The organism is Chitinophaga sp. 22620 (assembly GCF_052044405.1).
Taxonomy (GTDB): domain Bacteria; phylum Bacteroidota; class Bacteroidia; order Chitinophagales; family Chitinophagaceae; genus Chitinophaga.
The window spans coordinates 443,847-465,893 of the sequence record NZ_JBQEMV010000002.1; the positions used below are offsets into that span (position 1 = coordinate 443,847).

The window sequence follows — 22,047 nt, forward strand, 5'->3', positions numbered from 1 at the left end:
CGATTGCCCGATAGTATAATGGTAGTACGACAGATTTTGGTTCTGTTTGTCTTGGTTCGAATCCAGGTCGGGCAACGAAACGGTTCTTCACCGGCTTTCAAAGAGCAAAGGACCGGAAAATTCTTAAAAACCGCTGCAGTTATTGATTGTAGCGGTTTTTTCTTTTCCCCCTGCACTAAAAAAGTATTCGCGTAAAGTATAAAAAAAGCCCGCTCACCAGGCGGGCTTCTCCAAATTCAAAGTATTCAATCACTAAAGCTCTTCTTCTCTTTCCAGCATCAGGATGGCGCTTTGCGGCACGATGAAATATTTCTCTCCCTGGTACACCACTTCCGTGGATGCATTCAGCAGGAAGATGGCCAGGTCTCCTTCGCGGGCCTGTAAAGGAATATATTTTACTTTATCCTCTTCCGGCTTCCAGGACTCGCCTTCTTCCGCGGCCGAGGGAATGGCATAACCGGGCCCGGTCTTGATCACGTAGCCCTGCTGTACCTTTTCCTTTTCCTGGATGCCCGGAGGCAGATACAGGCCGCTTTCCGTCCGTTCATTGGGCTGTAGGGTCTTGACCAGCACACGGTCGCCCACTACGATGAGCTTTTTCAACTTGTTATCAGATGTAAGATGAATAGACATTTTTCCCTTCCTTCTTTTTAAAATAAGGATATACCAAATAACGTGCAGATCAAAACGGCCGTGCCATTCTGGCAGAATTTTGCCTCTTATGCACTTTGTGGGCCTCCGTGCAGCTCATCAGGGGAATAAGTCCTTATCCTCCGCCCCATACGTCTGTTTAACGTAATCCGCTATTTCTTCATAGGTATACTGGTTCCGGGTTTCAGCCGTTCTTTTCGCAATCTGGTAAATGAGATCATACTGCTCGTTGTAGCCGGTGGGTATTACCGGGTATGCGGCCATCGGCGTTTTGAAAAGTTCATGGTCAATTTCCGGAACATCCAGCTCCAGCTTCTTCCTGACCTTGAACAGGTTGATCAGCTCCATAGGTACAAGGCCAACGCCAATGAATTCCTCGTAATCCCGTTTATCGGGCTTTAAAAGCGAAAGCTGGTTCAGGTGATATTCACACAACTCGTTCCAGTATTCCTTTTCCAGTTTCGTATAATCATTCCAGTTATCGATCAGAGGCTGGTAGATGCCGTAACCTTTTCCAAACGCAAGCACCTGTTCGAGCGCCGGATTAGTTCCCAGCCATTTTCCCACGAGGAAATGGACGAGATAGGTACTGGGATAAACAGGCTGCTTCTTATGCTCCTTGCTTGTTTTATACACATCAAGGGCCAGGTAATCCAGGGTCTTTTGAATAAGCTGCTCCAGCAGGTCATTCCGCTCTACATACAAAGCGTATTCATAAGCGTTCTTCAGATGGTCCAGCCACTCGTCGTTGAAATCGGATACCGTCCAGAATAAGGCGGTACGTTCAAAATATTTCCAGCATTGATCATTCCCCTGCCACAGCATCTTTTTGGCGGCGCTGTGCGTGGCTTCCGGCAGCCCGAGGAGGGTACCGGAGAACCGGCTGAAATCGTATTTGTTCTTTTTGTAGTTTTTATAGCTGAACTGGTAGTCGTCAAAATATTCCACCGCAGCTTCCTTCACATCAGCCGGTTCATCGTATTTATAATGTTTGATCGCCTTCCTGATCAACTTGTGTTGGTATGGCATGGTTGTATTGTTTACATGTATCCGCAATAGTTTGTTCTACAATCTTCGGTTATATTTTGTTCAGTAGAAAGTGTCGGCAGGTTTTATTTTCCCGGATTTAAATCAAAGGCCGTCAGTTCGTCCCGTCTTCAGCCTGTTTCATCCCATTTCCATCTCCTGCGCCACCGTTCTGGTTATCTTAATAGTCGCAAGCACATTTTCTGAAATTTATATCTCTATAAAAATGAAAAATGTCATTCCAGTTACCCTGCTGCTAATACTGTCCTTACCCTGCCGGCCGCAAACCCAATCCCTTTTCCCGGCCCACAAACGCGCACAGATAGACAGTATGATCAACACCTGGCACCATCACGGTATTTTCAACGGCGGTATTGCCATCATACAAAAAGGCAATGTTGTATACCAACGCTCCGCGGGTTATGCCAACTTCGAAACCGGCGTACTCAATACGGATACGACCCGCTTCAACCTCGCCTCCGTGTCCAAGCCGTTCACCGCGATAGCAGTGCTTCAGCTGGTCCACAAAAACAAGCTGAAGCTGCGTGATGCGCTCGTGCAGTATTTACCGGACTTCCCTTATCCTGTGGTCACCATTGAACAGCTGCTTTCGCATACATCGGGCCTTCCGGAGGCCGGCCAGTTTGAAAAGCCATACATTACGGCGCATCCTGCCGAAATACTTTCGAACCGCAAGATCCATGAAGACCTGGTAGCGCTGAAACCTCCGGTACTGGCCGCTGCAGGAGAGAAGCACTTTTATAACAATCTTAATTTTATACTGCTCGCGATACTGGTGGAAAAAGTTGCCGGGATGCCGTTTGATCATTATATGCAGCGAAATGTTTTCAGGAAAGCAGGAATGAAGAATACCTATGTCCGCAGCCGCATCAGCCCTAATACTGCACGTTACTTCCTGCCAACTTTTTATGATACGGTGTTTCATCACGCGGACTCCATCACCAACCGGAAGATCTATACAGACTACGCGCTGGGCGGCACGCAAGGGGATAATAATGTGATCTCAACCTTGCAGGACATGGTATTGTTCGACAATGCCCTGAACAGCGGGAAGCTGCTGCCTCCGGAGCTGGTAAAACAAATGTATCAACCGGTAAAGCTGGCAAACGGGAAACCTTTTTTCACCGGCGGATCAAAAACTTATACGCTTGGCTGGAACGTCAATGAAAAGAACGCTGCGGGCCAGTTTGCCGTTTGGCACGATGGCAGCCTCGTTGGCCTGACCACTATGCTTTTTGAAAACCGGACGGACGGCATCACTTATATCATGTATGAAAACAGGAACGTTCCCGATTTCTTCCGCCGGTTCCTCGCTATTTCGAATGTGCTGGACAGGAAGAAACCATCCGCGGTTCCGCTGCAAAGATCCCTGGTGAGGGAATATGGGGTAACGCTTGTACAGAAAGGAGCGCATCAGGCGGCCTGCAGGTTCAACGAGCTGAAAACAGATCCGGGATGGTATTTTTATGAGCATGAAATGAATGAACTGGGTTACCAGCTGCTGTTGAAGTCCGGGTTCGGGAACCATGTGGAATTAGCGCTGGAGGTTTTCAGGATGAACACGCTGCTGTTCCCGGGAAGCGCCAATGTGTATGACAGCTATGCAGAGGCGCTGATGGCGGCGGAGTTGCATGCGGAAGCCATTTCGATGTACAAAAAATCGCTCGGTTTAAATCCGGGCAATGAAATGGCGAAGCGTAATATTGAGAAACTAACCAGTCGGTAGTCTAATGCCCTCCTTTCGTATTATATTGTAGTACGTTCCCTATGCTTAACTTTAAAAATCTCAATTGCATGAAAATATCCCTTCTGACTTTAATACTGGCCGCAAGCAGTTTTTTATCCTTTGCACAATCCAGGGCCGTCATGAGTGTAGAAACAGGGGCAACCGCCCAGGAATTGCAAACGATCCTATATTTTGAAGGCATTAGTTATGAGAAATTCAATATCAAATCGGCCGGCCTGAAAGGGAAGGACTTTCAGATACTGATCAAAGAATTCACTAACGGACAACTATCCAGGAAGGATACCGCATTTAACTCAAGAGAGGATGCGTACTTCAGAATAAAGACCGATAGCCTGTCGTTTGCGGTACTCACGAAAATGTCCGAAAGCAATGAGTTTAAAATACACTTCCAGTTTAATGGTTTTTCATCCAGCAGGAAATACAAGGTATTACCCGATGAGCGCGAACAATTCTCATTGAAAAGTTTTTTTCCTCCGCAGCAAACTGAAAAGTCCATTGATCTCAGCAGCAACACTTATATCCTGGCCTATATGACGCCTTATGTCAGGCCGGATAAAAGCACGACGTATTGCGAGGTATCCCAATCAGGTGTTGATCCTGAACAGCTTTATGAAAAATACCAAATTCCTCATTACTTTTTAGTGGAGTTGAAATTTCTATAATCGGCATTTACCGGTCCCGCATAAATGTTCAGTTCCGGACAGCGCCTGTATTGAAAATGGACATATTTTATTTAAATTTAATTTATTTCCTGCTGCTTTGTAATTTCTCGTGGGACTGGTATCCTATTCGCAAAGGGAACAACATATCTTCCCGCGTATGTTTAAAAATTACTTCAAGCTGGCCTGGCGCAGTCTTAAAAAAGACCGTCAATCTTCATTTTTAAACCTGGTGGGGCTTTCCACCGGTCTTGCATGTGCCTTGTTCATTTACCTGTGGGTAACGGACGAATGGCAGGTGGACAAGTTCAATGAAAAAGACAGCCAGGTATTCCGCGTCATGGAGAACCGCATCAGAACAGGCAGCATCTGGACTTCGCCTACTACTTCAGGACCCATGGCCGCCGCCATGAAAGCGGAATTCCCGGAAGTGATGTATGCCGTTGCGGAAATACCTGAGCGGAGATTTACCATTAGCGTGGGAGACAAAAATATCAGGAGCGAAGGGAAATTTTCCGGGAAGGATTTCTTCCATATTTTTTCCTACACGCTGATACAGGGAAACCGTGGCCAGGCATTGGCCGATAACAGCTCCATCGTACTGTCCGAGCCGCTGGCGATGAAATTATTCAATTCCACTGATATCATCGGGAAAACGGTAGAGCTGGAACATGAAGAGCAGCTTACGGTAAGCGGCGTATTTAAATCCCCGTCGGCCAATGCTACAGAGCAGTTCGATTTTGTGCTGCCGATAGAAGGGCAGTTCGCTAAATACAATTGGATCAAAAGCTGGGGAAATACCGGTGTGAATACACGCATCCTGCTGAGGGAAGGAACGGACGTGGATGCGTTCAACCGGAAGCTGGCGGGTTTTGTAACCGCCAAAACAAATGGCGAAACCACTCACCGTACGCCTTTTATCCAGCGTTATTCTGAAAATTACCTGTTCGGCTCTTACGAGAACGGCCTGGTTACCGGCGGGCGCATCTCCTATGTAAGGCTGTTCATCATTATCGGCATTGCTATCCTGATCATCGCCTGCATCAATTTCATGAATCTCTCAACGGCCAAGGCTGCAAAAAGAATGAAGGAGATCGGCATCAAAAAAGTGGCCGGCGCCAGCCGTGGTTCGCTGGTATTGCAATACATGGGCGAATCTGTGCTGCTCAGCTGCATAGCGCTTGCCATTGCGCTGCTCGTGGTGGCCTTGTTGCTGCCGTCCTTCAATACTATAACGGGCAAGCAGCTGGTCCTTACATTTGGCTGGAAACCTGCGGTTTCTTTCCTGCTGATCGCCCTGTTTACGGGACTGCTGGCGGGTAGTTATCCCGCGCTGTACCTTTCCGGGTTCAAACCCGTTACTGTACTGAAAGGCAGGCTGGCCAACTCTATAGGAGAGCTGTGGATACGCAAGGGCCTGGTCGTTTTTCAATTCACGATCTCGGCGGTGCTGGTAGTATCCGTACTGGTGGTTTATAAACAAATAAAGTTCGTTCAAAATAAAAACCTGGGGTATAAGAAAGATAATGTGATCACTATATGGCGGGAAGGGAAGCTCTCCTCCGGAGATCATCTCGAAGCATTCATGGAGCAGGTGCGGAAAGTTCCCGGCGTAGTGAATGCCACATTTATTGCGCACGACATGGCAGGCCACAATAGCGGCACTTCCGGGCTGAAATGGCCCGGCAGGGATCCGGAAGACAGGACCGAATTTGAGAACGTAGCAGTTTCCTACGGCATGCTGGAAACCATGAAATTTGAATTGAAGGAGGGAAGGGCATTTTCAAAAGATTTCGGTGCGGACAGCAATGCGATCATTTTTAACGAAGCGGGCATCAAATACATGGGCCTCAAAGAGCCGTTGGGGAAAACGGTGCAGCTATGGGGCGAAACACGGCAGATCATTGGTGTCGTAAAGGATTTTCATTTTGAATCGTTGCATGAGGAAGTAAAACCCTTATTCTTCCGGCTGAACCCGGGCGCGACATACCAGGCCGCCATCAAGCTGGAGGAAGGTAAGGAAAAGGAGACCATCGCCAGCCTGGAGAAACTGTATGCCGGTTTCAATCCCGGCTTTTCATTCAACTACAAGTTTCTCGACGAAGTTTACCAGCGTATGTATGCCGCTGAAAACAGGATCAGCGTACTTTCCCGGTATTTTGCCGGGCTCGCTATCCTCATATCCTGCCTGGGCCTGTTCGGGCTTGCGGCTTATACCGCCCAGCGCAGGCAGAAAGAAATAGGGGTGCGCAAGGTAGTAGGCGCATCCGTCAGCAATGTGGTGATGATGCTCTCACGCGATTTTCTCAAGCTGGTGATTGTTTCGGTGCTCATCGCTTTCCCGCTGGCATGGTGGGCTACCAACCAGTGGCTGCAGGGGTTTGTGTATCACATCACCCCCGGCGCCGGTACATTCCTGGTGGCCGGCGGGGCCATGTTGCTGATCACCTGCATCACCATTAGCTTCCAGGCTGTAAAAGCCGCGCTGGCCAACCCGGTGAACAGCCTCCGAGCAGAATAAGGTGTAATAACAACTATATAAAAACCGCTACAGACAATAGTTTGAGCGGTTTTTTCGTTTTGGCGGGTCATAACATCATGTTCTTCATCTGGCGTTAATTCGTTAACTTAGTCTGCCAGCTAACACCACCGCTTATGGACAACCTGAGATCAGCTTTCTGGAAAACAGGCTTGCAGGACAATGACCTGGATATCATTTGCGCCTGGTTCCGCGCAAAGCAGTACGACAAAAATGAATACCTGTCAAGGCCGGGAGAGGTTGCCCATAAATTGTACTTCATCGAAAAAGGCAGCGTGATTCTCGGCCAGGAGGCAGACGACCGGATCGTTACCAGGCACCTGGCGCTCGAAAATGAATTCATAGGCTGCCTTGAAAGCTTCAGCAAACAGGCCGCCACACCTGAATTCCTCCGCGCCACAGCGCCCTCGCTGGTGTACGAAATATCCAAAACTGACTTTGATACGGCACTTAAAACGTATCCTCCATTACAACATTTCTACCAGCAGTTCATTTTCGAAACCCTGCTGAAATGCCAGCAAAGAATAACGGACCTGATCGGTAAGGATGCAAAGTCTTATTACCAGGACATTATGCAGAACCGTCCCGATTATATCCGGAAGATGCGCCAGTACGATCTTGCTTCCTACATGGGTATTGAACCGCAAAGTCTGAGCCGCCTGCGCACTGCGCAGAAAAATGACCCGCAGGCGTAATTTCTTAACAAATGTGATTTTTTTGCCGGGAGGTTATTGGTTGTTTTGAAGAAATAACCAGCTAATTATGAAGGCAAAACAAATTTTTCTCCTCTCCATGCTGTTCAGCCTGGCCTGCTCCGCCACCGCGCAGGACACTGCGTTCCGTAAACCCGGTCTTGCCCTGGAAACCCGTATCACTACTTATCTTCAAGGCGGTTACGACCTCGGGATCTTTTGCCACCCGCGGAATACAAGGTTGAGCATCGGCATCTTCGGTGCAAATCATGACATTACCGGCATGACCAAAGAATGGGTGTTCAGCAGCAATAACCACGATAACCTGGATATACAGCTGAACTGGCTGTTTAGCCTGATGACCCGTTATCATCTTGCCGAACATGGCGAAGGTTTTTTCGCGGAACTGGGGTTGGGCATGGAGGAATTTAAAGTATCTGCCAGCGGGCAAAGCATTGCCAACACCAATGGATTTGTTTCTCCTTCCGTCGGTTACACCTGGTACCCATGGAAGAGAAGCGGCCTGTACATAATGCCCAAGCTCACAGCGAACTTTATCCTCTTCAGGGAAGAGGAGCAAACGATCCATACTTCAACCTTTCGTTTAAAGCAGGTGTTTGCCGCGCCCAGTTTTGCCATCGGCTGGAAGTTCGATTTCAGGTAAACCAACTCGAAGCTGATCTTCCGTATCCGGTCCTGCCTATCGCGCCGCACATCCCCGTGAAATTTGATTTCAGCAAATCTTTCGTATTTTTCTCGGGATGATCTCACTGAAAAGAGCATTCCTGCTGCTGTGCCTTACCTTTTCCCGCATGGCGGCCGATGCAGCCGGCAGCCCGCTGTGGCTGCGTTACCCGGCTATCTCGCCGGACGGTAAGACCATTGCATTCACCTACCGGGGAAACCTCTACAAAGTGCCCGCTGCCGGCGGAACGGCCACGCCACTCACCATGGACGGGGCGAATAACAGCATGCCGGTGTGGAGCCGCAACGGGGCCTCCATCGCCTTTGCGGGCAACAGGTCCGGCAACTTCGACGTGTACGTGGTGCCTTCCGCAGGCGGTGAGGCCAAACGCCTCACCTGGCATTCCGCGGACGAATTCCCCTACGACTTTACAGACAAAGGTGTGATCTTCGGCGCAGTGCGTCTGGACGATCCCAATAACCGGCAGTTTCCTTCCGACGCTTTACAGGAACTTTATCTGGTGCCCGCAACAGGCGGCCGCGTCGCACAATTGCTCACCACGCCCGCCGAAGATGCGAAAGTGAGTCCTGACGGGCGCTTCATCGCATATCACGACCGGAAGGGGCGGGAGAACATCTGGCGCAAACACCAAACCTCTTCCATTGCGCGCGATGTGTGGATATACGACAGCCGGCTGAAAACACACCGTAAGCTCAGCACATTCACCGGCGAAGACCGCAGTCCCGTGTGGGCCGGAGGCGGTGATATCTTTTACCTCAGCGAGAAGAACGGGAACTTTAATGTTTACCGGTGTTCCCTCCGCGAAAACAATGAGCCGCAGCAGGTCACTTTCCTGGAAAAACATCCCGTGCGTTTCCTGAGCACCGGCAACGGCACGCTTTGCTTCGGGTTCAACGGGGAGATCTATGTGAAAACACGGGATGGGAATCCTGTGAAAGTGGCCGTCAGCATACCGGCAGCCGGCAAAAACGACGATGAGCAACGCGTCCCTTTTTCAGATATCACCGAAATGGCGGTATCGCCTTCCGGCAAAGAAGTGGCGTTTATCATGCGCGGCGAAGTATTTGCCGGCAGCACGGAAGGTAATATGGTGAAACGTATTACCAGCACGCCGGGAGCCGAAGCCGGTCTTAGCTTTTCGCCGGACGGGCAGGCGCTGCTCTATGCAGGAGAACGCAACGGCCGCTGGAATATTTACCAGAGCGAAATGACCAACCGTGACGAGCTTTTTTTCTTCAATGCAACATCGCTGAAAGAAACCATGGTGATCGGCAACGATCATGAAAACTACCAGCCCAGGTTTTCCCCCGACGGGAAAATGATCGCATTCATAGAAGACAGGACGACGCTGAAGATCTATCATGCCGCCACCCGGCAAACCCACGCCATCATAGGTCCGGACCAGCTTTACAGCCGCAGCGACCACGACCAGTATTTTGAGTGGAGCCCGGACAGCCGCTGGCTGCTCGTGAAATATAACGAACAGGGAAGCGGGAATGACGAAGTGGGCATTATCGCGTCTTCGGGCAAAGAGAAGCTGCTGAACCTTACCCGCAGCGGCTACAGCGACGCCAACCCGCAATGGGCGATGAACGGCAGGATGATGATCTGGCAAACCGACCGGAACGGCCTGCACAGCTATGCGAACAGCAGCACGCGGCAGAACGATGTGTACGCCCTCTTCTTCGACCGCCAGCTGTGGAATGGTTTTAATCTCAGTAAAGACGAAGCCGCTTTGCAAAAAGAACTGCAGGCCCGCTTGCCGAAACCTGCCGAGGCAAAGGGAACAGACATAGACTGGGCCGGGCTGGAGCTCCGTAAAGCGCGGCTTACCACGCATCCGTTGCTGCTGAGCAGCGCCCTGATGAGTAAAGACGGCGAAGTGCTGTATTACCTGGCAAAGTTTGAAAAGGATTACGACCTCTGGAGCTGCAACCTGCGCACAAAAGAAACCAAACTGCTCCTGCCGCTGAACATCGAAAGCGCTTCCATGCAGTGGGGCAAGGAGAAAAAATACTGCTACCTGCTGGCCGGCGGGAAAATGCTGCGCATCGATCCGGCTGCCGCGAAGAAAGAGAACATTTCTTTTACCGGCGAAATGACCGTGAACACTGCGGAAGAACGCAAGGAAATGTTTGAGCACGTTTGGCGCAGAACGAAAGAGACCTTCTACACCGCCGGCATGCATGGCGTGGATTGGGATGCGCTGAAAACGGATTACGAAAGATTCCTGCCTCACATCGATAACAATTACGATTTCGCGGAGCTGCTGAATGAATTGCTGGGCGAGCTGAACGTGAGCCATACCGGCGCCGGCTTCAGCGAAGAAAGAAAAGACGCGGATGTGACCGCCTCCCTCGGCGTATTTTACGACCTTTCGTACGCAGGCCCGGGTATGGCCATCCGCGAAGTGATGCAGGGCGGCCCGCTGGATGATCCTGCTTTTGAAATAACGCCGGGAACGGTGATTGAAGCAGTGGACGGGGAAACCGTGAATGCGAAAAAGGATTTTGCAGCCTGGCTGAACAGGAAGGCGGGCAAAAAGGTATTGCTCACGCTCCGCTCGGGCAATCGCAGCAGGCAGGTGCAGGTAAAGCCCGTAACGCCCGGAAAGGAATTTGACCTGTTGTATGAACGCTGGGTGAAGCGCAACGAAGCGGAAACGGACAGCCTCAGCAACGGCCAGCTGGGTTATGTGCATCTCTACCGGATGAACGACGCCGCATACCGCCGCACTTACGAAGAGGTGCTGGGTCGCTTTCCCGGAAGGAAAGGCATCGTGGTGGACACGCGTTTCAACCGCGGCGGCGACCTCGCTTCAGAGCTGATCATGTTCCTCAGCGGCAAAAAGATACGGAACAACACGACAGACCGCTTCCTCGTAAACAGCGAGCCCGCTTTCCGCTGGACCAAACCTTCCGTAGTGCTCGCCTGCGAGGCGAACTACAGCGACGGGCATTGTTTTGTGCACGACTACCAGGTGCTGAAAATGGGCAAGCTGGTGGGCATGCCCGTTCCCGGCAGCTGCACCTGGATGACCGGGCAAACGCTGCACGACAATTCCATACATTTCAGCGTGCCCACACTGGGCGTCAAAGACCTGGAAGGGCGGTATCTTGAAAATTCACAAACACAGCCTGATATTGAGGTCATGAACACATTCGATACAGTGGCCGCCGGCCGCGACCGGCAGCTGGAAGCCGCCATACAGGCACTGATGAAAGAACCAAGCGCAAACCCGTGACAGCGGAAGAAAACAATAATATCGTTTACTGGGAAGGGATCAGGAAAGGCAACAAACAATCCTTTTTTGATCTCTACAACAATACGTATTTCCATCTCGTCAGGTTTGGGTTGAAGATCACGGCCAATGACGAGCTGGTCAAAGATTCCGTTACCCAGCTGTTTTTACAGATCTGGGAAAAGCGCCACCGGCTGAATGCCGTTACACAGGTAAGGGCTTATCTTTTTACCGCGCTGCGCCGCATGCTGGTGGACCAGCTGGAGTATCACGCCAAAATAGAAACCGCCATCCACAGGATGGGCCAGCAGGAGGCCGCCAGCGAGCTGCCTTACGAGGAGATCATCGTGCGGGTGCAGCAGGACGAAGAGCTGAAGCGCAAGCTGTACCACGCCTTACAGCAGTTAACCCCGCGGCAGAAAGAGCTGATAGACCTCATGTTCTTTGAAGGGTACAGCTACCAACAGATCGCCAGTCACACCTCCCAGAGCGTAAAAACGGTGTACAACACGATGTATGCCGCCATCAAGCTGCTCCGCGGGCTGCTGAAATGAACTTTCTGAAAAAAATCCGGGAATTTTTTGGGCAAAACCGCATTTTCCGCCGTCAGTTAGGGAAAGGTGCATGTAAATGAGCGATCATTACCGTAATGCGGAAGATTTTGTCTGCGACGAATCATTCCAGCGATACTGCCTCGGAACGGACCAGTCCGCCATTGATCACTGGGAAAGCTGGATCATGGAGCATCCTGAAGCTTCCGGCGAGATAGCCGAGGCCAGGAAGATATTTTCCATGCTGAATGGCAGGCAGGGCAATCTCCGTGAGCAGGCGCGCGAGCTGAAAGACGGCATGGAACGCTCCATGTTGCTCAAAGAAGAGTTCGGCCAGCGCGAAGCAGCCGTGCGCAGGCCACGCCGGGTGCTGTACGCAGGCATGGCCATTGCCGCTTCCGCGCTGCTGGTGATAAGCGCGCTTTTTATCCGGAACAGCTACCGCGGCGGCGGGGATCAGTCTTTATTGCCTCCTATGGCCGCCACCGTGCAATCCGGCAGCGAGCCGCGTAAAACGCTGATGCTGGCAGACGGCTCTGTACTCACCATGCGCCACAACAGCACCATTTCCCTTGCCGAAGGTTTCAGCAAAACAAACCGGGTGCTTACCCTTACGGGCGAGGCCTTTTTTGACGTAAAGGCCGATCCTTCGCATCCTTTCATCGTACACACCAAAGACGCCAGCATTGAAGTGCTGGGCACCGTTTTTAACGTAAGCGCTTATCCTGAAAACTCATATACGGAAACCGCACTGTTTAGGGGAAGGGTGGAGGTAACATCCAAAGAGGACCCTTCCCGCAAAACAGTTCTCCTGCCCAGCCAGAAGCTCGTGATACAGTCGGGCGGCAAAAAGGATACGTCTTTTTCCGTACGCTCGCTCGCGGTAGACCCGGTGGACCATAAAGCCAAAGAGATCGCCTGGGTAAGGAACCGGCTTAAGATACAGGATGAGACGCTGGAGCAGATCGCGGGCCGTTTGCAGCAGTGGTACGGCATTCCCATCATCATTACAGACGAAGAAGTAAAAAAATACAGCTATTCCGGGACATTCGAGAGTGAAACTGTCATCAAGGCGCTGGAAGCCCTGCAGTTATCTTATCCCTTCAGCTTTAAAGTAGAACAGACTAGGATCGTTATCAGTAAATAAACAACCAGGATCAGACTGTCGCAGGTAATCAATTAAATACCAGCTGGTAACAAACAGGATTGTTGGCGCAATCAGGCTTGTTGCCGTAATCAACCAGGATCATTTATAAAATAAAAAATGGGAAGTGTTGGCGCACTTCCCGGCGGTTAGAAAATGTATAAGGCTATTCACTCACTAAACCATAACAAAGTTATGAAACTCCCGCTATTGTTGGCTATGAAACTAATTACGCTATTGCTTCTACTGGGTTTCCAGGTGTACGCCGTTACCGGCTCGGGGCAGGACAGGATTAGTCTTGACCTGCACAAAAGCAGCATCCGGAATGTTCTCAACCAGGTAGAGAAACAAACCAGCTACCGCTTTGTATATCACACGGGCACGCTGCCGGAAGGCCAGCGGGTCAGCATTTCCGTGCAGAATGCAGAGCTGTCGCAGGTATTATCCCGTGCCTTTGCCGGCCTTGGGCTGGATTATGTGATCAAGGAAGATAACCTGGTGGTGATCCGCGCCGCAGGGCAGCCCGTTGCGCCGGACAGGATCGTGAAGGGCCGTGTAACCGGCGCTTCCAACGAGCCGCTGCCGGGGGTGGCCGTTCGCGTAACAGGTACCAACACAGGCACCGCAACCGACGGCGACGGCAGGTTTGCCATCAGCGTGGGCGACGCAGCAAAAACCCTCGAATTCTCGTTACTGGGTTTCGTTTCACAGCAGGTGACCATCGGGCAGCTCACGGAATTCAATGTTGTGCTGCAACCTTCCACCACCAGCCTGGGAGAAGTGGTGGTAACGGGCTATACCGGTTATAACAGGAGCAAATCCGTTTCAGCAGCCACTACTATCGGGGCGGACAAGATCAACGAAGTGCCCGCAGCCACTTTCGAACAGGCGCTGCAGGGGCGCGTGCCGGGCTTACAGGTAAACGCAGTGTCCGGCCAGCCGGGTACCAGCGCCAATGTTACCCTCAGGGGCATCGGAACCATCGCGGGCAATACCAGCGTGCTGTATGTGATGGACGGCGTGCCCATCGAAGCGGGCGCTTTCCAGGCCATCAACCCGGGAGACATTGAATCCGTTACCGTACTGAAAGACGCTTCCGCTAAAGCGCTCTACGGTTCACGCGGTTCCAACGGCGTGATCGTGATCACCACCAAAAAAGGAAAATCAGGGAAAGTGGCCGTGGAATACCGTTCGCAATACGGCGTGTCCACCCTTACCACGCCCCGTTTCAATATGATGAACTCCGCCGAAAGAAAAGAATTTGAAGAAGGCATCGGCGTAGAGACCGGCGCGGAAGCAGGCCCTTTCTGGACCTATTCCAAGCTGAACCCCGATTACGGTGGCTACAGCTCGACAGAAAAAACGGAAGCCGACCGCATCGTGGACAGTCTTTTGCAAATGAACACCGACTGGCGCGACCTCTTCATGCGCAACGGCAAATACATGGAGCAGCAGGTAAGCGCCAGCGGCGGCAATGAAAATATCAGGTTCTATACATCCCTTAACTACTTCGACCAGCAGGGACTTGTAAGGGTCTCTGACATGAAACGTTACACAGTAAAAAACAATCTCGACTTCACCGCGGGCAAATTCTCCGCCAACCTGAACGCGAACGTAGGGTATTCAAAAAGCAACCTTATACAGCAGGAAGGCAGCACGGCGGCCAACAACCCGCTGTCTGCCGTGTATTACGCGCTGCCTTATGAATATCCCTATGCTCCGGACGGCAAGCTGGTGACCACCGGCGACGGCGCGGACTATCCTGTGCTGGATCTCCGCGAGGGCAGCGATTCCTACGAAAGAATGCTGAACACCTCCAAAAAGCAGAACCAGCTGAAAATGATCCTGAGCACTTCGCTCAATTACGAGATCATCAAAGGGCTGGTGGCCAAAACCAGGCTGGGTATCGATTATAAAGACCTGACCACCGAAGACTGGTTCAACCCTGATTCCTACGCTGGCCGCAGGGTATCCAACGGCAACCTTGGGAGCTACGGCGAAGGCGTTTCCCGCCGCACTTCCGTGATCTCCACTTCGGGCCTTACTTATACCAATGTGCTCAACAGCAAACATGAAGTGGAAGTATCCGGCTACTTCGAATACCTGAAGAACACCTTCCGTTCCTTCGGCTACACCGGCTACGGGCTGGACCCGCGCCTTCCCCGGACACCCGCCGGCGTGGGCGATCCCGGTACGTATACGCCCCTGCTGAGCGGTGGCAAATCTTCCAACGCTACGGCTTCTTTCATCGGGCTGCTGCGGTATACCTACAACAACAAATACACTTTCAACGGAAGCTACCGCCACGACGGCTCTTCCATGGTGCCTGAAAATAACCGCTGGCACGGCTTTTACTCCGCAGGGGTAAGCTGGGAAGCCAAACGCGAAGCATTCCTCGCCGATGCGGACTTCCTTGCAGTCCTGCGTTTCAGGGCCAGCTATGGTACTACAGCCAGCCAGTTCCTGAATGATTTTGCCTACCTCGCCACCTTTGAAAGAGCCTCCTATGGCGGCAATCCGGCTATCGTGCCTAACCAGCCCGGCAACGCGGATTACGATTGGGAATATGCAAAAGAGCTGAACATCGGTTTCGACATCGGTCTTACCAGCAGCAACCGCATCCGCCTGACCGCTGAATATTACAACCGCATCACCAGCAACCTGTTCATCGACCAGCGCCTGTCTTTCACAGCGGGCGTGCCTGACGAAACACTGCCCATCAGTTCCGGCAAAATGCGTAACAGGGGCGTGGAGATAGACCTGCAGGGAGATATCGTGCGCAGGGCGGACCTCACCTGGACCGTGGGCCTGAACATGGCCTACAACAAAAACAAAGTGCTGGATCTTGGCGGTGCGGATGAATTTGAGCACGGGTATACCGGTATCATCCGCGTGGGCCTGCCCTTCGGCGCGCACTACGCGCCCAAATGGGCCGGCGTGGACCCGGCCAACGGCGACCCGCTTTATTATGACATAGAGGGCAAGATCACCACCGACTACGATGCAGCTACCATGAGCGTGGCGGAGTTCGGTACTTACATTCCGGAACTGACCGGCGGTTTCAACACCGGCATTACCTGGAAGAACTTTTATGCCAACGCGCTGCTGAGCTTCAACGCCAAAGTGATGCGTTACAACAACGAAGATTATTTCAACGAGAACCCCAGCTTTATCACCAGCAACCAAAGCACCCGGCTGCTGTACGACCGCTGGAAAAAACCGGGAGACAATGCCATACTGCCGCGCATCAGCGCAGACCGCAACTTCACCTCGCGCGACATACAGGATGCGTCGTTCCTGCGCCTGCGCAATGCGAACATCGGTTACAACCTGCCGAAGCATGTGCTGAACAACCTTCGTATCATCAAAGGCGCAACAATTTATGTACAAGGCCAGAACCTGTTCACCTGGACGAAATGGAGGGGCTTCGACCCTGAGAACGGCAACGAATACGCCCGCTTCAGCTATCCCACTCCCCGCACCTATGTGGTAGGTTTAAACGTTAACTTTTAATCTTGCGCAGTATGAAAAAATATTTGCTTTATATATCCATCATAACCATTGCCGCTTCAGCCTGCAACAAGCAGCTGGACCTCCGCCCTTCGGATTACATTGATCCTGAAGGAGCCTACCAGAACGTGGAGGATGTGAACCAGGGATTGCTCGGCGCTTATTCCGCGCTGAGCTATTATTCCAGCATCCGGTACACTTCCCTCATTACCGACGAAAACATGCTGCCCTCCGAAAACAGTACCGGATCGGGCTTTGCCACACACCGCTGGCAGTACGACGGCAGCTTCCTGCACGATGCATGGAAAGACAATTACATTGCCATCGACCGGCTGAACAGGGCTTTGAGCGCATCCTACCGTGTGGCCGTAAAACCTTCGGAGCATGAAGCGCTTGCCCAGTACCGCGGCGAGTTGCTGGCGCTGAGGGCTTATTGCCACCTGGAGCTGGTGCGTAATTTTGCCGAGAAGTACGAACCCGGTGCCCTGGGCGTGCCGTATATGGACAGTTCCTTTATCGGCAAGCCCGCCAGGCTGAGCTTTGCTGCAAGCATGAGCAGGATCAACCAGGACCTTGCCGCCGCGAAAGGCATGATCCCCGCCGGTTTCGACGACCGTACCAGGATCAACAAAGCTGCGGTGGCCGCATTGCAGGCGCGTGCGGCATTGTACGAAAAGAACTGGGACAATGCGATCACCTACGCCACCGAAGCGATCGATGCGCTGCCGCTGGCCAACCGCGCACAGTTCCCGCAGATATGGAAAGACAACAGCACCGCCGAAGTTTTCTGGAAGCTCAAACGCGTGACCGGCGATGAGGAGATCGGTAACTTCTACACACAGGCGGGCTTCCTGGACAATCCCGCCGGCAGGAGGTTATATTATGCAGCCTCTTACAAACTCACTAACCTTTTCGACAAGGTCAACGACATCCGTTTTTCCTCTTACATCAGGATCGACGCGGGTCGCCTGGCTGCCGGCAATGTGCCTAATGCCGTGGTGAAATATATTGCCGCCAATACCGCCAGCAACCTGGTAGACATCAAGCTGCTGCGCACCGGCGAAATGTACCTGATCCGCGCGGAGGCATATGCGGAGAAAGATCAGCCCGGCCTCGCGGCAAATGATCTGAACAGCCTGCGTGCCGCACGCATAGCCGGTTACACGCCGCAGACCTTTGCGGATAAAGCCGCCATCATTGCCGCGGTGTATAGCGAGCGATTTAAAGAACTGGCATTCGAAGGCCACCGGCACTTTGACCTGAGAAGAAGGAATCTGAATATTTCCCGGAACCCTGAAGATGCTGTGAATGCGCTCGGCGCGGTGCTGCTCACGCCCAACGACCCGGAATACGTATTCCCCATTCCCAACAGCGAGCTGCGCGCCAACCCTAACATGAAACAAAATCCCGGCTACGTGAATAAATGAGACGGCTAAACGATATTTTGAAATGATGCAACGATTACTGACAGTTATTTTAATAGGGCTCTCCGCTTATGCGCAGGCTCAAAGGCCGGCGCGGCTTGCGGGCGGAAGAACAGCGTCGCTGGGCTTTACGGGCGACACGGCGGACGTGGTGACCAAAACCCGCGGCGGCGTGGCCCTGGTGGGCGGCGGAGGCGATGTGCCCGGCGCATTCAGGTGGATGATCAACAGGAGCGGGGGAGGGAATGTAGTGGTGATACGCGCTTCCAGCAATTACCTCTACAACAATACGATAGACAGTCTTGGCAAAGTGAGCTCCGTGGAAACCCTGCTGATCGATTCCCGCGAGCTGGCCAACAGCCCGGAAGTAGCGAGGGTGATCCGGAACGCGGAAATGCTTTTTATTTCCGGCGGCGACCAGTCCAACTACATGAACTTCTGGCGGGGCACCAAAACCGCTGAAGCCATCAATTACCTGCTGAATGAGAAAAAAGTGCCGGTTGGCGGCACCAGCGCGGGTTGCGCCGTGCTTACCGGCATGTACTACAGCGGCGAGACCGGCAGCGCCACCGCCAAAGCACTGCTCAATCCGTACGACAGTCTCGTGACCCTTTATAACAACGACTTCCTGCAACCGCCATTCCTGCACAACGTGATCAGCGACCAGCACTACGTGGCCCGCAAGCGGCAGGGGCGGCATATGGCTTTCCTGGCCCGCATTATCACCGACTGGAAAGTGTTTCCCAAAGGCATTGCGCCCGATGAAAGAACTGCCGTGTGTATAGACGACAAAGGAAATGCGCAGGTGTTCGGCGAAGGGAAAGCCTACTTCCTGGCCACCAGCGCCAAACATACGCCAGAGCAGTGTGCGCCGGGCAAACCCGTGGAATGGTCAGGCAACCGGGAAGCTGTGAGCGTATACGAATTGCAGGGCACGGAGAACGGCAACGGTCATTTTTCTGTCGCAGATTTTAACCCTGCCAAAGCACAAGGCGGGAAATGGTATTTTTGGTGGGTGGAAAACGGTATCTTAAAAGAAAGAACTAAATAATATGCGCAAAAATTATTTCCATATAGCATTCATCCCCGCCTTAGCCGTACTGCTGGGCGCCTGCATGCAAAAAGCCCCTGAAAGCAAAGCGGGTAATTATGTACTGGTGATACACGGCGGAGCGGGCACCATTCTCAAAAAGAACATGACGCCCGAAAGGGAAGCGCTGGTGCGAGCAGGCCTCGAAGCCGCGCTTAAAAAAGGTTATGAAGTGATACAAGCCGGCGGCTCCAGCCTTGATGCAGTGGAAGGCGCCATCCGCATATTGGAGGACGATCCGCAGTTCAACGCCGGTAAAGGCGCGGTATTCACGCACGATGGCCGTAATGAGCTGGACGCCGCCATCATGGACGGCAGCACGCTGGCGGCCGGTTCTGTGGCGGGTGTGCGTACTATCAAAAACCCGGTCTCGCTGGCAAGGGCTGTCATGGAAAAATCGGAGCACGTGATGATGGCCGGGCGCGGCGCTGAACAATTCGCCGCGGAAGCAGGCATCGAAATAGTGGATACATCATATTTCAGGACGGAAGAACGCTGGCGGGGCCTGCAAAAGGCGCTGGCGGAAGATTCCGCGAAAACAAAGCTGGACCACAGTTCCACTAAACTGGGTATTATGAACATCGATAATAAATTCGGGACTGTGGGCTGCGTGGCGCTGGACAAAAAAGGTAACCTCGCGGCGGGCACTTCCACCGGCGGCATGACCAACAAAAAATACGGCCGCATCGGCGATGCTCCGGTCATCGGCGCGGGCACTTATGCGAATAACAACACTGTGGCTGTTTCCTGCACCGGCTGGGGAGAATTCTACATCCGCAATGTGGTGGCTCACGATCTTTCCGCGCTGATGGACTACAAAGGGCTTTCGGTGGAAGAAGCCGGCAAGGCCGTGATCAAAAAAGTAGGCGACCTCGGCGGCGATGGCGGATTGATCGCGCTGGACAAAAACGGCAATATGGCGATGCCTTTCAATACAGAAGGGATGTACCGCGGGTCCGTTACGAAAGATGGAAAAATAGAGATACTGATATACAAGAACTAACCTGCAACGTGGATAAAGGCCAGCCGCTTTACCGCAAGGGAAGCGGCTTTTCCTTTTCTACCAGATGAATGCGGTAAGCCCCAGCCCGAACACGAAATGGTTAAAACGCACTTTTTCCTGCCCGATATTTTTGAACAGGAATTTCCCGTTGGCGTCCACATCATCCACGATGTCGATGTCAAAGTCATGGTCTGAATCGAAGTAGTTTGCGTAAGCTTTAATGCCCAGGTTGCGCGCAATGCGTTTCTGGATGCCTACTCCTGCGGACCAGCTGAACGTGGCTTCCGGCTTATACCGCAGGTAGGGGAATTCGTTCATCTCCAGCAGCTCTTTCCAGGTTTCGTTCAGGATCAGCACCACATTTCCGTCTGCCCCCAGTGAAGAGCCTGCCAGCACTTTGCCGGTGATAAACCAGTTTTGCGGAAGCGGTACGCTGAAGAACGGCCCCAGGTGCAGGTAACGGATGCCCATGGGCTGGGTGTAATGGGCGTCGCTTATTTCAGTAACATCAGGATCGTCTATCACGAGGCCGTCGTCGTTGATGGGAAAGCTGGTGAAGGCAAATTCCCCGCCCACGCCGATATTCCGGTGGAAGAACCATGCGCCTTCCACGCCGAGATTGAAGCCCTGCTTGGCTTTTACGCCGTTCACTTTACCAGTGAGGTCTTTGGTGGTGGCCGTGGCAAAGCCCATGCGCATTTCGAGGAAGCTGGGCTTGCCGTCTACAGGGATGGGGTCTTTATGCAACACAGGCCGTTCACCTTTATCCTTGTATACTTTTTCGGCAATGAGGTAACCCAGCTCTGTGGAAAGAATACCGATGCCTGCGCCAGCCAGCACATCGCTCACCCAGTGCCGGTTGTTCAGCTGCCGCCCGATGGCCGTGGCGGTAGACATGGCGTAGCCGCCCACACTGTAGAGCGGATGCCGGTACTGCCCATATTCTTTATGCAGGAAAGTGGCGTTCATAAATGAATTGGCGGTATGGCCGGAAGGAAATGAGTTGGCTTCCGAGCCATCAGGCCTTTCCACTTTGGCTGTATACTTGATGGCGTTGACGGTAACGCCCATAATGACCGCGGAAAACGCGTAGGAGAAGAACGCGCGCTTCAAGGTATGTTTTCCCTTCACGCCTGCCGCATTCAGCCCGAAAACCGCCACTGCGGGCACATACTGCATATAGTCGTCGAAATGGTAACGGAAGGTGGGGATGTAGCGGTTGCGCAGTTCCCTGATATTTTTGCGCTCGCCCCAGGTAAGGGCGCTGCCGGCAAAGAGGATGAGGGGAACAGTGGAGATGCGTACCGCTTTGCTTTGCCAGAAGCCTTGCGGGGCGGTGCTGTCTTCTTCCATCAGCCTTGAAGGAAAGGTGAAATGGCCTGCCTGTGCCGGTTGTATGATGGAAGAAGATATACCAGGCGCCTGTTGTAAAGGGAAATGGAAGCCCTGCAACGGAGCAGCGCTGTCTGCCTGTATTTCCTGCGCGGAAGCAGATAATACAGAAGCGGCGGCAAGGCTCATAAGGAATAGTCTTTTGCTGGAGCGGATGATCATATGTTGAAGAGTTAATGGGGGATCAATCTTTATACTTGATGGAACCGGCGCACACATCACCTTCTTCCGTGCCTTCGAGCCATTGTTTCAGGTATTTGGTGCGGTCGAGGGTAATGCCCGTCCAGGCGTTCGACCGGCACATGGGTGTTACGCTTCCCTGCAGCGGGTTAGGTGGGAACTGTGCATCCACATCCGCATTTCTCAGCTGCAGCCATATGCGCTGGGCAGCTTTAAGGTTCCGGATAAAAGCAGTATCTGCTTTGTACTGGACGAGGATTTTCTGGTAAACGGTATTTAATTCCTTTTCGGCTTTCTGCAGATCCTTATCAGCCGAGGCATTCAGGTCGTACTGAGACTGTGCGGAACAAACCTGGATGGAGATGAGGAGCAGGGTTGCCATTGACAGGGTTCTGATATACAGCATATGTCGGGTTTTTCAGGAATAACAATGAAACCTGCGGATTGTTGAGTGCCATTAAAAGGAACAAT

The 22,047-nt window shown here is 52.4% G+C and carries 16 protein-coding genes and 1 tRNA gene; 13 read left to right on the top strand and 4 right to left on the bottom strand.

Going from position 1 to position 22,047, the window contains the following annotated elements:
- Positions 1-4 precede the first annotated feature (4 nt).
- Positions 5-75, top strand: a tRNA-Gln gene (locus ACTJIK_RS11535).
- A gap of 177 nt (positions 76-252) precedes the next feature.
- On the opposite strand, the gene ACTJIK_RS11540 is transcribed toward ACTJIK_RS11535, so the two are convergent.
- Positions 253-603, bottom strand: a complete 351-nt coding sequence (locus ACTJIK_RS11540) for a co-chaperone GroES (protein WP_440646503.1) — start codon at positions 601-603, stop codon at positions 253-255.
- Between the two features lie 147 nt (positions 604-750).
- A complete protein-coding gene (locus ACTJIK_RS11545; protein WP_440646504.1) occupies positions 751-1,680 on the bottom strand; it encodes a hypothetical protein in 930 nt (309 codons plus the stop codon).
- A 223-nt stretch (positions 1,681-1,903) separates the two neighbouring features.
- On the opposite strand from ACTJIK_RS11545, the gene ACTJIK_RS11550 reads away from it, so the two are divergent.
- The 12 genes from ACTJIK_RS11550 to ACTJIK_RS11605 all read left to right on the top strand — a co-directional run bounded on the left by ACTJIK_RS11550 (position 1,904) and on the right by ACTJIK_RS11605 (position 20,004).
- Positions 1,904-3,424 (top strand): serine hydrolase, encoded by a 1,521-nt coding sequence (locus ACTJIK_RS11550; protein WP_440646505.1) that lies wholly within the window; start codon positions 1,904-1,906, stop codon positions 3,422-3,424.
- Positions 3,425-3,492: 68 nt separating this feature from the next.
- Positions 3,493-4,107 carry a hypothetical protein gene (locus ACTJIK_RS11555; protein ID WP_440646506.1) on the top strand — a complete coding sequence of 205 codons (615 nt, stop codon included), beginning with the start codon at positions 3,493-3,495 and terminating at the stop codon, positions 4,105-4,107.
- Between the two features lie 157 nt (positions 4,108-4,264).
- Positions 4,265-6,625, top strand: coding sequence for an ABC transporter permease (locus ACTJIK_RS11560; RefSeq protein WP_440646507.1), 2,361 nt, complete (start codon positions 4,265-4,267; stop codon positions 6,623-6,625).
- Between the two features lie 134 nt (positions 6,626-6,759).
- Positions 6,760-7,338 carry a Crp/Fnr family transcriptional regulator gene (locus ACTJIK_RS11565; protein ID WP_440646508.1) on the top strand — a complete coding sequence of 193 codons (579 nt, stop codon included), beginning with the start codon at positions 6,760-6,762 and terminating at the stop codon, positions 7,336-7,338.
- A 67-nt stretch (positions 7,339-7,405) separates the two neighbouring features.
- Positions 7,406-7,999, top strand: a complete 594-nt coding sequence (locus ACTJIK_RS11570) for a hypothetical protein (protein ID WP_440646509.1) — start codon at positions 7,406-7,408, stop codon at positions 7,997-7,999.
- Positions 8,000-8,096: 97 nt separating this feature from the next.
- Positions 8,097-11,285, top strand: coding sequence for a S41 family peptidase (locus ACTJIK_RS11575; protein ID WP_440646510.1), 3,189 nt, complete (start codon positions 8,097-8,099; stop codon positions 11,283-11,285).
- Positions 11,282-11,836, top strand: coding sequence for an RNA polymerase sigma factor (locus tag ACTJIK_RS11580; protein WP_440646511.1), 555 nt, complete (start codon positions 11,282-11,284; stop codon positions 11,834-11,836). The genes ACTJIK_RS11575 and ACTJIK_RS11580 overlap by 4 nt, the downstream gene beginning before the upstream one ends.
- A 76-nt stretch (positions 11,837-11,912) precedes the next feature.
- Positions 11,913-12,980 carry a FecR family protein gene (locus ACTJIK_RS11585; RefSeq protein WP_440646512.1) on the top strand — a complete coding sequence of 356 codons (1,068 nt, stop codon included), beginning with the start codon at positions 11,913-11,915 and terminating at the stop codon, positions 12,978-12,980.
- 192 nt (positions 12,981-13,172) lie between these two features.
- Positions 13,173-16,490, top strand: a complete 3,318-nt coding sequence (locus ACTJIK_RS11590) for a SusC/RagA family TonB-linked outer membrane protein (RefSeq protein WP_440646513.1) — start codon at positions 13,173-13,175, stop codon at positions 16,488-16,490.
- Positions 16,491-16,501: 11 nt separating this feature from the next.
- Positions 16,502-17,914 (top strand): RagB/SusD family nutrient uptake outer membrane protein, encoded by a 1,413-nt coding sequence (locus tag ACTJIK_RS11595; RefSeq protein ID WP_440646514.1) that lies wholly within the window; start codon positions 16,502-16,504, stop codon positions 17,912-17,914.
- Between the two features lie 22 nt (positions 17,915-17,936).
- Positions 17,937-18,962, top strand: coding sequence for a cyanophycinase (locus tag ACTJIK_RS11600; RefSeq protein WP_440646515.1), 1,026 nt, complete (start codon positions 17,937-17,939; stop codon positions 18,960-18,962).
- 1 nt (position 18,963) lies between these two features.
- Positions 18,964-20,004 (top strand): isoaspartyl peptidase/L-asparaginase family protein, encoded by a 1,041-nt coding sequence (locus ACTJIK_RS11605; protein ID WP_440646516.1) that lies wholly within the window; start codon positions 18,964-18,966, stop codon positions 20,002-20,004.
- A gap of 57 nt (positions 20,005-20,061) precedes the next feature.
- Here ACTJIK_RS11605 and ACTJIK_RS11610 read toward each other — a convergent pair whose 3' ends face one another.
- Positions 20,062-21,558: a phosphatase PAP2 family protein gene (locus ACTJIK_RS11610; protein ID WP_440646517.1), complete on the bottom strand. Its 1,497-nt coding sequence runs from the start codon at positions 21,556-21,558 to the stop codon at positions 20,062-20,064.
- A gap of 22 nt (positions 21,559-21,580) precedes the next feature.
- Positions 21,581-21,982 carry a lysozyme inhibitor LprI family protein gene (locus tag ACTJIK_RS11615; protein WP_440646518.1) on the bottom strand — a complete coding sequence of 134 codons (402 nt, stop codon included), beginning with the start codon at positions 21,980-21,982 and terminating at the stop codon, positions 21,581-21,583.
- Positions 21,983-22,047 lie beyond the last annotated feature (65 nt).